Annotated in this window: 10 protein-coding genes; 9 read left to right on the forward strand and 1 reads right to left on the reverse strand. The window is 72.2% G+C overall.

Annotated features, from left to right (window positions below; genetic code table 11):
* Positions 1-78: 78 nt before the first annotated feature.
* The 9 genes from STRTU_RS03150 (at position 79) to STRTU_RS03190 (ending at position 12,164) form a co-directional block, all read left to right on the forward strand.
* Entirely contained in the window at positions 79-540 is a 462-nt protein-coding gene (locus STRTU_RS03150) for a MarR family winged helix-turn-helix transcriptional regulator (RefSeq protein ID WP_159742125.1), read from the forward strand.
* 131 nt (positions 541-671) lie between these two features.
* The gene (locus tag STRTU_RS03155) at positions 672-1,841 is read left to right on the forward strand and encodes a lactate 2-monooxygenase (RefSeq protein ID WP_159742126.1); all 1,170 of its coding nucleotides are present in this window, start codon (positions 672-674) and stop codon (positions 1,839-1,841) included.
* Entirely contained in the window at positions 1,838-2,851 is a 1,014-nt protein-coding gene (locus STRTU_RS03160) for a 2-hydroxyacid dehydrogenase (RefSeq protein ID WP_159742127.1), read from the forward strand. Before STRTU_RS03155 ends, STRTU_RS03160 begins: the two co-directional genes overlap by 4 nt.
* Before the next feature lie 249 nt (positions 2,852-3,100).
* Entirely contained in the window at positions 3,101-4,393 is a 1,293-nt protein-coding gene (locus tag STRTU_RS03165; protein WP_159742128.1) for an MFS transporter, read from the forward strand.
* Between the two features lie 358 nt (positions 4,394-4,751).
* Positions 4,752-6,059, forward strand: coding sequence for an NsdA family TPR-like regulatory protein (locus STRTU_RS03170; protein ID WP_159742129.1), 1,308 nt, complete (start codon positions 4,752-4,754; stop codon positions 6,057-6,059).
* A 75-nt stretch (positions 6,060-6,134) separates the two neighbouring features.
* Positions 6,135-7,163 (forward strand): UDP-N-acetylmuramate dehydrogenase, encoded by a 1,029-nt coding sequence (locus STRTU_RS03175; protein WP_159742130.1) that lies wholly within the window; start codon positions 6,135-6,137, stop codon positions 7,161-7,163.
* Between the two features lie 208 nt (positions 7,164-7,371).
* A complete protein-coding gene (locus STRTU_RS03180) occupies positions 7,372-7,512 on the forward strand; it encodes a hypothetical protein (RefSeq protein WP_159742131.1) in 141 nt (46 codons plus the stop codon).
* Between the two features lie 66 nt (positions 7,513-7,578).
* Complete coding sequence (locus STRTU_RS03185) at positions 7,579-10,779, forward strand: lantibiotic dehydratase (protein ID WP_159742132.1); 3,201 nt, start codon at positions 7,579-7,581, stop codon at positions 10,777-10,779.
* Positions 10,776-12,164 (forward strand): lanthionine synthetase C family protein, encoded by a 1,389-nt coding sequence (locus tag STRTU_RS03190; protein ID WP_159742133.1) that lies wholly within the window; start codon positions 10,776-10,778, stop codon positions 12,162-12,164. Before STRTU_RS03185 ends, STRTU_RS03190 begins: the two co-directional genes overlap by 4 nt.
* 140 nt (positions 12,165-12,304) lie before the next feature.
* Here STRTU_RS03190 and STRTU_RS03195 read toward each other — a convergent pair whose 3' ends face one another.
* Positions 12,305-13,069 carry a GNAT family N-acetyltransferase gene (locus STRTU_RS03195; RefSeq protein ID WP_159746658.1) on the reverse strand — a complete coding sequence of 255 codons (765 nt, stop codon included), beginning with the start codon at positions 13,067-13,069 and terminating at the stop codon, positions 12,305-12,307.
* Between the last annotated feature and the right edge of the window lie 20 nt (positions 13,070-13,089).

Genomic DNA, 13,089 nt, shown 5'->3' on the forward strand with positions numbered 1-13,089 from the left:
GAAGCGCCGCGCAATTAAGTGCGTGTACACACACCATAGGCATTACGTGTGCGCACACGCAACCGGTAGCCTTGCCGCATGGCGAAAAGGAAGCTCACCCAGGCCGAGATGCCCGTGGCCGATCACGCCTTCTACGGGCTGGTCTGGGCCGGAACCGTCCTCACCGAACGCGTGGACCGCGCCCTGAGCAAGGCGCACGACCTGCCGGTCTCCTGGTTCGAGGTGATGCTCTGGCTCGCCTCCAGCCCGGATCCGGTCCCGGCCTCGGTGCTCGGCAACAGCACCATGCTCAGCCGCAGCCAGGTCTCCCGCGTCGTGGACGCCCTCCAGAGCCGCGGGCTGGCCACCCGCACCCCGTCGGCCCGCGACGCCCGCTCCGTCGAGGTGTCGCTCACCCCCGACGGCCACCGGCTCTTCGACGAGGCCGATGCCACCCGGCGCGCCTGTCTGGCCCCGGTCTTCACCGACCTCCTCGACCAGGAGGACCTGGAAGCGCTCAGCACCGTGTGGCGGAAGCTCAAGGCCAACAAGGAGGGCTGATACGGCGGCCCCGGCACGGCGGGCGACCGCGAGCGCAGCGCCTGTACTGCGCAGCGCGGTGGACGGGACCGGTCACGATCGCCAGGATCTGCGGGGACACGCAGTCTCAGCGACGAGAGGCGGACGTACGGATGGCGAAGCACTGGGCGGACTTCCAGTACGAGATCTATCTCCACGGCATGACCGGTACCGTGCCGCGGCTGCCGACCGATCTGACCCGGCTGGAACAGCTCGCCGAGCAGCGGCTGGGCCCCGGCCCGGTCGGCTATGTGGCGGGCAGCGCGGGCACCGGCAGCACCGCCGCCGCCAACCGGGCCGCACTGGACCGCCGGCGGATCGTCCCGCGGATGCTCCGCGATGTGCACGAACGCGACCTGTCCGTGGAGTTGTGGGGCCGCGCGCTGCCCGCACCGCTCGCGCTCGCGCCGGTCGGCGTGCTGTCGATCATGCACCCGGACGCCGAGTCGGCCGCCGCGCGGGCCGCCGCGGCGCACGGCGTGCCGTACATCCTGTCCTCCGCCTCCAGCACCCCCATGGAGCAGGTCGCCGAGACGATGGGCGACGGGGAGCGGTGGTTCCAGCTGTACTGGGCGAAGGACCGCGAGGTCACCAGGAGCTTTCTGAACCGGGCCAAGGCGGCCGGCTACACCGCGCTGTTCGTCACGCTCGACACCCCGCTCCTCGCCTGGCGGCCGCGCGATCTCGACCAGGCGTATCTGCCGTTCCTGCACGGTGTGGGCACCGCCAACTACTTCAGCGATCCCGCGTTCCGGGCGGGGCTCGCCAAGCCGGTTCACGAGGATCCGAACGCGGCGGTCAGGCACTTCGTGGGGATGTTCGCCGACCCCGCCAAGACCTGGCCGGACCTGGCCTTCCTGCGGGAGAACTGGGACGGGCCGATCGTCCTCAAGGGCGTGCTGCACCCGGATGACGCGCTGCGGGCCGCCGAGGCCGGCGTGGACGGTGTGGTCGTCTCCAACCACGGCGGACGCCAGGTGGCGGGCTCCGTCGCCGCGGCCGATGCGCTGCCCCGGGTCGCCGAGGCGGCCGCCGGCCGGCTCACCGTGCTCTTCGACAGCGGTATCCGCACCGGCGACGACATCGTCAAGGCGCTCGCCCTGGGCGCGGAGTCGGTGCTGGTGGGGCGGCCTTACGCGTACGGTCTCGGCCTCGACGGCCAGGCGGGCGTGGAGCATGTGCTGCGCTGTCTGCTCGCCGAGTTCGATCTCACCCTCGCGCTGTCCGGGCACTCCCGCCCCGCCGGCCTGACCGCCGACGACCTGATCGAGGAGTCCGTATGACCACCGCGCCGCACTCCGCCCCCACCCCTGAGCGGCACCCCGTGAAGAACGTGCTCGCCGTCGTCTCACCGCACGTCGGCGGCCGTTCCGCCGGAGCCGCGCTGGCCGGCCTCTTCCCCGCCCAGGCCCGGGTCACCGTCGTCGAATCGGCCGACGAGGACCCGGCGGCGCTGCGCGAAGCACACCTCCTGATCACCGGGCTGAGTCCGGTCACCGCCGCCCATCTCGCCGCCGCACCACATCTGGAACTCGTCCAGTGCGCCAGCCACGGCTTCGACTACGTCGACCTGGACGCGGCCCGCGAGCGGGGCATCCCGGTCTGCAACATCGGCTCCAGCGGGGCGGAGAAGCAGAATGTGGCGGAGCAGACCTTCGCCCTCATGCTCGCCCTCGCCAAGCAGCTGGTCCCGGCCCACACGGCCCTGGTCGAGGCCGACTGGGCGCTACCGCGCCTCCAGCAGTCGCTGACCGAACTGTCCGGCAAGACCCTTGGCATCATCGGCCTCGGCCATATCGGCAAGGAAGTGGCCCGCCGCGCCGTCGCGTTCGACATGACCGTCGTCTATACGGGACCGAGGCCCGCCGGACCCGAGACCGAGGCGCGACTGGGCGGCGCCCGCTATCTGAGCCTCAACGACCTGCTCCGCACCTCCGACTACCTCACCCTGCACGCCCCGCTCACCGACCGGACCCGCAACCTGCTCGACGCCGAGCGCCTCGCCCTCCTCAAGCCCACCGCCTTCGTCATCAACACCGCACGCGGCGCCCTCATCGACCAGGACGCCCTCGCGGACGCACTGGAGGCGGGCACCCTCGCCGGGGCCGGCCTGGACGTCTTCGACCCCGAACCGCCCACGCCGGCGCTGCGCCTGCTCAAGGCCCCGAATGTGGTGCTCTCGCCGCATGTCGCGGGCGTCACCCGCGAGACCCTGGTCCGTATCGCTCTGGCAGCGGTGCAGAACGTCATCGGCCATCTGGAGGGCAAGCCGCTGCGGGACATCGTGTCGTAACGGCGGCACGCGCCACGGCGGCACGTGCCGCGGCAGGTGGCCCCGGGGTGCGCGCTCCTTTCGCAATTTCAGCCATTGTTCGGCGCGTCGGTCAGCGGGCCCGAACACAGCGGCGAGGCACCGCGGTGGCGTGTCCCCGGCGCGCCACCGCCATTTCACGACACGCCCGACGGCTGCCCCCTCGGCAACTGGAGTAGCGTCCGCGCGGCATTGGCTCCGACGCTCCACCAGGAAAGGCTGGCGCACCTCGTGGCACCCCGTGGACGCACCCGTTGGGCGATTGGCGGACTGCTCGCCGGCGGTATCGTCGTCAACTTCCTTGACCGTACGGCGATATCGGTGGCGAGCTCCTCGATCGCCGACGAGTTCGGGCTGGACCTTCAGCAACTCGGTGTGGTGCTCTCGGCCTTCACCTGGTCGTACTGCCTGGTGCAGTTACCCGCCGGGATGCTCGTGGACGTCCTGGGCGTTTCGCGGCTGACCCGGATCGCCTCCGCGCTGTGGGCCGTCGCGGGCCTGCTGACCGCGGTGGCCGGCGGGGTCGGGCCCATCATCCTGGCGCGGCTGCTGCTCGGGGTGGCCGAAGGGCCGTCGATGGTCGGCGCCTCCAAGGCGACCGCATCGTGGTTCCCGGTCAGTGAGCGCGGGATGGCGACGGCCCTGTTCGACGGTGCCACCAAGCTCGCCAACATGGTGGCGTTCCCGGTGCTGGCGTTCGTGATGAGCGAGTGGGGCTGGCGGGCCGGGTTCCTGTTCTGCGCCGCGGTCAGTGTGCTGTTCACCGTGGTGTGGTGGTGGGGCTACCGGGAGCCGTCCGACTACCGCTCGCTACGGCCCGCGGAGCGGGAGTTCATCCTCCGGGGCGGGGCACGGGACACCGACCGGGGAGGACTGCGGCAGTTCCGCGCGGCCCTGCGCTCCGGCCGGGTCTGGGTCGTGGCCTGCGGCTTCGCCTGCTACGGCTACACAATCAATATCGTGCTGACCTGGATGCCCGAGTTCCTTCAACGGGAGTTCCATGTACGGCTGTTGCAGTCCGGCTTCTACTCGATGGTCCCGTGGGCGGTGGCGACGGTCGCCGAACTCGCTGTGGGCGGCTGGCTGGTGGACCGCCTGATCCGCCGGGGCCGCAACCCGTGGGCCGTCCGCAGGACCGTACTGACCGGTGGTCTGGCGCTCGGCGGCACGATCGGCGCCGCGGGCAGCGCCGGATCACCCGCCATCGCGGTCTGCTGGATGTCCGTCTCCCTGGCCGGCCTGGCCATCGCCGCCCCGGTCGCATGGGGACTGCCCGGACTGCTCGCACCGCCCGGCGCGGTGGGGGCGGTGAGCGGACTGATGAACTTCCTCAACACGGCGGCCACCGCGGGCGGCGTACTCCTCACCGGCTGGCTCGCCCAGGTGAGCGGCTCCTTCAACACCCCCTTCCTGTTCGCGGTCGGCGTGCTGGCGGTCGGGGTCGCGCTCTACTGGGGCGCACTCCGGCCGGGAACGGTGCGGGACTCGGGGGCCGGGCCGGTCCGGGAGCTGGACAGGGTCTGAGGGCTCGGGGTGGCCTTGCGTCCGAAGCCCAGCGGCTCGTGGAGGTCGGCGGGTTCGCGGTAGTGCATAGGCCACCTCCATGGTCGTGCCTGGCGCCAGCCCCGCGAGACGCTCCTGCACACCATGTGCAGCGGCTGTGTCCGTCCTCACAGGTTTGGTGTCACGCTCCAGGGCATCCCTACTATGGCTGGGCAGTTGTCGGCAGGGGGGCGTGGGAAGCGGCTATGCACACCGTCGGCCCGATGTCGCTGCGGTCCGGGATGACGGCGGGCCTGCGTTCGTCCTCGGAGGCGGACGGTCCTGCCCCGGGCGTCGCGCCCTCAGAGTTGAGCGCTCGCGCGGGTGAGGTTCTCCGGCGATGAATGAGACGTCTGTGTTAGCGAGCTGTCTGGCGCGATTAGCCTGGCCACCGGAGCGGTTGGCCCGTGAGATCAACAAGCGGTGCGGCAGCGGGACCATCAGCAGCAAGGCGCCGTACAACTGGCTGAAGGGCGCCTGCCCCCGGCGTCGGCTGCCGTACATCGTCGCGAAGATCCTGTCCGATCACCTCGGCGAGCCGATCGTGGTCGGGGCGTTGTGGCCCGCGCACTTCCCGTCCACGGCCCCGCCGCGGCGGCAGGTCACCGCTCGGCCGCACCTCGCGGCGCCCGTACGGCAGTCGTCCGCGCTCGATCCGCTCACCGCGTCGGTGGACTGGCTGGTGGCCGACGAAGCGCTGCCGCCGCCCTCGCGGGCGCGCGGCGAGGAGATTCCCGGGGTCGCGATCGAGATGCTGACCGCCCGGATCCAGCAGCTGCGGCAGCTGGACGACAGCGGCAGCAGCGGGCTCGTACTGGACTGGGCGCTACAGGATCTGCAGTGGGCGGAACGGCTGGCCGCCAAGTACGCCTACGACGCGTCGACCGGACGGCAGCTGCATCGGATTCTCGCCGAACTCGGCCAGCTCACCGCCTGGTTGACGGCCGATCAGGGGATGGATGAGCTGAGCAACTCGCGTTTTCTGGCGGCCCTGGATGCCGCACGGGCGGCCGGCGACCGGCCGCTCGCCGCGTACATCATCTCCTGTATGAGCTACCGGGCCGGCTGGGCCGGGCGGGCGGAGGAGGCGCTGCGGCTGATCCGGATCGCCCGTAAGGGGTCCGCGCAGGAGGACATGGGCATCGGCCAGGCGCTGCTGGCCACCCGCGAGGCCCGCGCCCATGCCGGCCTCGGCGATGAGGCGGCCTGTCAGCGGGCCCTGGACGAGGCGGCCGAGCTCAGCCGGGAGGGCAAGCCGTCGGCCGGGCCGCCCTGGGCATACTGGCTCACCCCCGCGGTCATGGTGGCCGACGCCGGCCGGGCCTGGCTGGAGTTGGGGCGCCCCGAGCGGGCGGAGCGGCATCTCACCCTCGGGATCGACATGCTCCGGGGCAGTCAGCCGCGCAATCTGCTGCTGCACAGCGCCTCGCTGGCCGAGGCGCGACTGTCGCGCCGCGAGCTCGACGGCGCGGCGGCGGCCGCCACGGACGCGCTGGCCCTGGCCGAGAATGTCAGCTCACAGCGCGCCCACGCGCGGCTGATGGCGCTGCGGCGGCGATTCGTGCGGTACGACAGCGCAGTGGCGCGCGACATCGTGCAACGGTCCGACGATCTGCTGGCCGCGGGCCAGACGCGGGCGGCGTGCTGAGGCGTGGCCACGAAGTCCGCTCGGCCATAGCACCGCCCCTCGACATGGGAACGGCATCCAGGAGAACAGGAACATATGCGAGTCACGCACGAGGTACTGCTTGCCCCGATGACGACGCTCGGCCTCGGAGGGCCGGCCGCGGTCCTCTTCGAGCTGTTCGACCCCGCGGACTTCCCCGAGTTCGTCGCGCTGGCCGACGCCTTCCCCGCCCCGCCGGTCTGTCTCGGCGAGGGCAGCAATGTGGTGGTCAGCGATGCCGGATGCGAGGGCGCCGTGCTGCGGATGAGCACCAAGGGCGTCCGGATGACCGGCCGCGCCGACGAGGAACGGGTGCTGGTCGAGGTGCAGGCCGGTCACCTGCTCGGCGACCTGGTGGGCATCACCGTCGCCGAGGGCCTCACGGGTATGGAGATGCTGGTGGGCATCCCGGGGACCACCGGCGCCACACCGGTCCAGAATGTCGGTGCCTACGGTCAGGAGACCGCCGACTGTCTGCTGGAGGTGACGGCCTGGGACTGGGAGTTGGGCCGTGTGGTCACCCTGGACGCGGCGGCCTGCGGGCTGGGGCACCGCACCAGCGTCTTCAAGCACTCCCGCCGGTGGACCCTGCTGACCCTGGTCTTCGCACTGCGCCGGTCCGAGCTGAGCGCGCCGGTGACCTATCGGACGGTCGCCGCCGCGCTGGACGTCCCGGTCGGGAGCCGGGTGCCCCTGGACGAGGTGACCCAGGCGGTGCTGGCGGTACGGCGGAGCAAGGGCATGGTGCTGGGATGCAGCGGCACCGATGACAGATCGGTCGGCAGTGTGTTTCTCAGCCCCGAGATCACGCCCGTACAGGCCGACGGTCTGCGGGCGCGCAACGCACCGGTGAACCGCTTCCCCGACGGCTCGACGCGGGTCAGTGCGAGCTGGCTCATCCGGCAGGCCGGTTTCGCGCTGAGTACCCCGATTGTCGAGGGCGTTCGCATGTCGTCACTGCACTACACACTGGTCGCCGACGAGGGGGCGACGGCAGCCGGATTCACCCGGGCGATCGAGCTCGTTCAACAGGAGGTTTTGCGCCGCACCGGGGTTCGGCTCACCTCCGAACTCGACTTTCTCTGAGTGGGGCTCCGACGGCCCTATAGAGGCGTTCAAGCGGTGCGCGGTGTGGCTGAACAGGGCCCCGGAGACGGGGAGTTGAGCCCGGGATACGTCTTGAAAGCGCTTGACGCGGATCTTGACCTCGGATGGACTATCTCGGTCGTTGCGGCATTGCGCCGCAACGACGGAAATACTCCGGAATTGAATTAACTTTCTTTGGAGGGGCACCATGGAGAACGTCACCATCAACGTGGACGAATTCGACCTCGACCTGGACATGGAAATCCTGGAGTCGGCCACGACCGCCGTGAAGGCGCAGGACTCGAAGCTCATGACGCAGGTCTGCCCGCCCACCTCCTGGCACTGCTGAGACACGGGTGCGGGGTGCTGCAGGACGTCGTCCGCGGCACCCCGCACCGTCGTCGGGTGAAGCGGAGTGCGGAGTCAGGAGAGCGACGAGGCGGGGATGAGCGTGCGCGGTACGGGTGAGGTGGCCTTCGAGTGCGGGGAGGTGGCGCTGGTACGGGCCGCGGCTCTCCCGCTGCCCTCGGATGCGCCCACGGCAGCCCGGCAGTCCCGGCCGTCTGGCGAGGCCCCGCACGAACCCGAGGAGAGCCGACTGCGTCGGCAGATTACGGAACTCGCCGCCGAGCCACGGTTCATGGAGGCGGTGAGCCTGGCCAGCGCGAGCCTGGCGGCGGAGGTCGACCGGGTCCTCGCCGGGGAACGGCTCCGGCTCAAGTCGCTTCGCCGTATCGCCATGGCGCTGGCGAAATACCGCTCACGGATGTCCCACCGCCCCACCCCGTTCGGCCTGTTCGCCGGAGTCGGGCTCGCCGGATTCGGGACGGCGCCCGTACGGGAGCCCATCGGCGGCAGGCGCGGTGTGACCCGGCCGGACGCGGCCTGGCTGGACGGCGTACTGGAGACGCTGCGCACCGTCCCCGCCGTACTGGAGCGTTCACGGCTCACGGCCAACAACCTGCACACCGTGCGGGACGGCCGGCTGGTGCTCGTCGATCACCATGACCCCACCGGGGAGCGGCAGTTGGCGGGATCCGTGCGCCACACCCGGGTGGTCCGGCACCTCCTGGCGGCCGCGGCGCGCCCCACGCCCTTTCCCCGGCTGGTGGAGGAGGCGAAGCGACAGTTCCCGCAGGCGCCCGGCGGGGCGGTCGAAGGCAGCATCGCGCAGCTCGTCCGCGGCCACTTCCTGCTGACCGACCTGACGCCGCCACCCGACTGCACCACTCCCCTCGATCACTTACGCGACCGGGTGCACGGGGTCGACCACCCCACCGCTCATGAACTGCGCGCAATACACGGGGAGTTGGGGTCACTGGACGCCACGCCGCCCGGCGACCGGCGGGCCCGGCTGACCGCGGTCTCCGCGCGGATGCGGGCGCTGCGACCGGCCGCCGATGTCCTCCAGACCGACCTGTCCCTGGACGTACGGCTGACCCTGCCGCATGAGGTGGCCCGCGAGGCGGCGCGTGCCGCGACGGTGCTGTGGCGGACCTCCCCCGTCCACCGCGGCAATCCGCAGCTGCGCGACTACCACCTGGCGTTCCTCGAACGGTATGGCACCGAGCGGGCGGTGCCGGTCCTGGAACTGCTCGACGACGCCCGTGGGCTGGGGCTGCCCCGCGCCTACCGGCAGCCCGGAGCCATGCCCTCCCCCGAGGCCGGGGCGGCGCGCGACCGGGTCCTCGGTGAGCTGCTGCTGGACGCGGCCCGTCGTGGCGCGCGGGAAGTGGTGCTCGACGAGGAGACCGTACGCGCCCTGGAACCGGAGGGGCGCGGGCCGGCTCCCCTGAGCATGGAGGTGGTGGCCGAGCTGGTGGCGCCCGGCTGGGACGCCCTGTGTACGGGGGACTTCGATCTGGTGCTCGCGCCGCAGGCGGTGTCGCCGCTGGCCGGGGCGATGTTCAGCCGGTTCGCGCCGGTGCTCGGCGGGGCGGGCGCGCGGATTCAGGAGCTTGCGCGGCATGCGGAGCGGAGCGCACCGGACGGCGAGATCCCTGCCTGTGTCGCCTACCGGCCCAGGGTGGCGCGTTCCGCCAATGTCTCCGCCGTCCCGCAGTGGCTCTCCCATCGCCTCCCCCTGGGCGTCGGCCCTGCCACGACGGAGACGGCGCACGATCTGCGCCTGGAGACCCTCGCGGTCCACGCGGATCCGGACGGCCTCCGGCTCATCGACGGACCGACCGGCCGCAGAGTGCGCCCGCTGTCGTACTCGATGCTCAACCCGGGCAACGGCCATCTTCCGTACGTGGCACGGTTCCTGCTGGAACTCGGGCAGGAGGGGCGGTCCTTCTGCGCGGGGTGGAGCTGGGGACGCTGGGCGTCGGCTCCCGCGCTGCCACGGGTGCGCCACGGCCGGACCGTGCTCTCCCCGGCGCGCTGGCTGCCGGACCGGGCCCTGCGCGCCGCGGCCGTTCAAGGGGACGCGGAGTGGGGCGAGCGGGTCGGGCAGTGGCGGCGGCGCTGGGACGTCCCCCGGCGGGTGCTGCTCACCAAGGCCGATCACCGCGTCGCGGTCGACCTCGACGATCCGCTGGATCTGCTGGTGCTCCGCGACGAGGTGCGGCGGGCGGGCGACTTGACGCTGATGGAGCGGTTCGGGGGCCGGGCGGAGCGGCAGTGGTTCCGGGGCCCCGAGGGTCCCCATGCCGCCGAGTTCGTCTTTCCCGTCTTCGCCCGGCCCCCCGGCCGGAGCACCGCCCACGCCACCGGGCGGGCCCGCCCGGTGGCGGCGGCGCCGGTCCCGCTCCTGACGGACGGCCCGGACAGCGGCCGCGACGCGCGCACGCACCTGCCCGGCGGCGATTGGCTCTACGCCAAGCTCTATGTGCCCCCGGCACGCCAGCCGGAGGTACTGGCCCGTCACCTGGGCGCCCTGACCGATCCCGAGCTGCTCCGTCGAGCGGGCGCCGACCTCTGGTTCTTCCTCCGTTACGAGGACCCGGCACCGCACATCCGGTTGCGCTTCCACGGCAAGCCGGACTCCCTGTGGCCGGTGCTGCTTCCCGAGCTCCACTCCTGGGCGCGGGCACGGTCGGCGGCCGGGCTCCTCGGGCAGCTGGTCCTGGACAGCTACGAGCCCGAGATCGAGCGATACGGCGGACCGGCCGCCCTCGGCCACGCCGAACGCGTCTTCCACGCCGACAGCGAATCCGTGGTCACGCTGCTGGCCATGGCCCCCGACCAGCTCGGCGATCCGTCACTGCCCGCCGCCCTGGGCATCCTCGACATCCTCACCCGCCTCGGCACCCCGGACGAGGCACTCGGCTGGCTCAGCAGCCCGTCGGTACTGGAGCACCGGGGAGAGGTCCCACGGGCCCGGAAGCAGGAGGTCGCCGCGCTGCTCGACGCGCACGCCCGGCCCCGGCCGCCGGCCGCCGCGGACGGCTGGGGCGTGGGGTGGAGCACCCGTGGCCCGGCGCTGGCCGGACTGCACGAGGTGCTGTCCGCCGGTGGCGCGGACCGTGACCGGACGGGCCGGATCGCCCTGAGCCTGGCCCATATGCACTGCAACCGGCTGCTCGGCCCGCGGCCCGAACAGGAACGGGCGGCGCGGGTGACGGCCCGTGAGGCGCTGGCGCTATGGCTCGGCCGGAGGCGGAACAACCAATGACCGCACCGCTCGCACTGTGCGACGCGGCGTCGGACCTCGCCTACCGCGTCGCCGATCTGCTCAGCTCACCGGAGCGGGTGGCCGCCACCGCCCGGCAGGCGTTGGCCGCACTGCCGCCGGAACTGCTGCAACCCGCCTGGCAGCCCGCATCGCTGCTGATGGGGCACCCCGGCATCGCGCTGCTGCACATCCGGTGCGCCCGGAACGACGCCCGCTATGCGGCGGTCGGGCACGCCCATCTCACCGCGGCCGTCGCGGCAACCGCCGCCGCCGGCCCGTCCATGGTCGGCGATCTACTCCTGCCCGCCCAACTGCACGCCGACGCGCACGGCGGCTATACCCGGCTGCTGGCACGCAGCGCCGAGGTGCACGCCGGATACGTCCGGGCCCATGTCGCCCGGCTGGTGGCACGGCGGCAGGACCATGGCCCGGGGCTGGCGGCCGACGACTACGACGTGACCTCCGGCCTGGCGGGTGAAGGCCGCGGCCTCCTGCAGGCGGCCGACCGGGGCGACGAGCGGTGCGCAGAGGCGCTCCGCGAGGTCCTGGACTTCCTGGTCGGCATGGCACACCCCGTCCGGTCCCCCACGGCAGAAGGAGTCCAGGTGCCGGGGTGGTGGTGCGCCCCCGACCGGTACCTCGTCCCCCGCGACCGCGATACGTACCCGAACGGCGACCTCAACGTCGGTGCCGCCCACGGGATTTGCGGCCCCCTCGCCCTGCTGTCGCTGGCGCACCGCTCCGGACACCGGGTGCCGGGGATGACGGATGCCCTCCGCCGCATGGCCGACTGGGTGGTGAGCGTGGGGTACTCCGACGGCACGGGGATGCGGTGGCCCGGCCGGGTCGCCGCGTCGGAGGCGGCCGGGGCGCCGTCCCGGCCGTCCGCCCGGGGAGCGGGGGCGAGGTCCCGGCCGGGATGGTGTTACGGGACGTCCGGGATCGCCTGGGCCCTGTATCTGGCCGGGCGGGCGCTCGGTGACCACCGGCTGACGTCCCTGGCCGAGGACGCGATCGGCGGCCTGCTGCGCCGCCCACTCGATGCCGCCGTATCCACCGACCCGGGCTTCTGCCATGGCCGTGCGGGCATCCTGCACACCATCAACCGCATGGCCGCCGCCACGGGGCGCACCGATTGGTGGACGGCGGCGGACGCTCTCGCCCGGGAACTGGTGGCGGAGTACGACGCCGGAACTCCCTTTGGCTACCGGCAAGTTGTGCCACCCTCACCGCTGTCGGGACCCGCACCTCACCGGGTGCACAACCCCGGCCTCCTGGACGGCGCCGCCGGGATCGCACTCGTACTGGCTGACTACGCCGATGCCCGCCGGGGAGCCGCCGTCGATGAGGTGAGCGGGTGGGACGCGGCGGTCTTGATGGGCTGAGGCGGGGCGTCCGGCGGCTCAGATCCTTTGCCTCGCGGGGCTGCTGCGGGCGTTCACCGGACGGCTGACGCGGCCGTTCCTCGCGCGGGGCGCACCGACTCGGGTCTGGTGCGAGAGTGGCCCAGGAGTAGCGGTGGTTTTCAGGGGCTGATGGCGTGTTCGATGAACTGGCCGCAGTCATGGAAGCCCAAGCGTCGGTAGACGGGTAGGCCGTCCGCAGAGGCTTGCAGGACGGCGGTCCGATGGCCGTGGTCACGTGCGGTGCCCAAAGCAGCGAGGGTGATGGCGCCGCCATAGCCGCGTCGGCGATGGGTGGCCAGCGTGGCGATGTTGTAGATCCCGGCGAGTCCCGCATGAAGGAAGATCTCCGCCGAGCAGACCGGCTGGTTGTTCACGTAGCCGACCAGGTAGCGGGCCGGGCAGTCGTCGGCGAGCGCCCGCTCTGCGGCCAGGGCGAAGAAGTGCTGGACGGTTGCGGCGGGCGGATCCCAGTTCGCGGCCAGGACCGTGGCGTAGTCGGCGAGGCCCTCGCGAGTCGTCACGGGGCGGATATCGAGCCCGGCGGGGTTCTCCGGCGGTGTGGCCTCGTCCAGGGGCGCCCACATGGCCACCTCCCGTTCGGACGTCTCAAGGCCGACGGTGGTCAGGCGGGCGGAGAGATCCCACGGGGTCGAGGCAGGGCCGACCCACCACGAGAACGGGCGATGCCTGGCGGCCAGCGTCCGGACAGTGTCGGCGATGCGCGCGTCGGCAGTGTCCGAGCTGAAGCGGGCCATGGCGACGATGTTGAAGGTGTCGTCGTCGATACCGCTGTCAGCGACCAGAAGGTCATCCGCGTCGGCAACGGTCATACCCGCAATGTGCCGATGCAGGTGACAGGCGTGCTCGGCCAGGTTCCGCTCCATCCGGGTCAGCAGATCCGCAT

Origin of the sequence: Streptomyces tubercidicus, assembly GCF_027497495.1 — a bacterium.
Lineage (GTDB): Bacteria > Actinomycetota > Actinomycetes > Streptomycetales > Streptomycetaceae > Streptomyces > Streptomyces tubercidicus.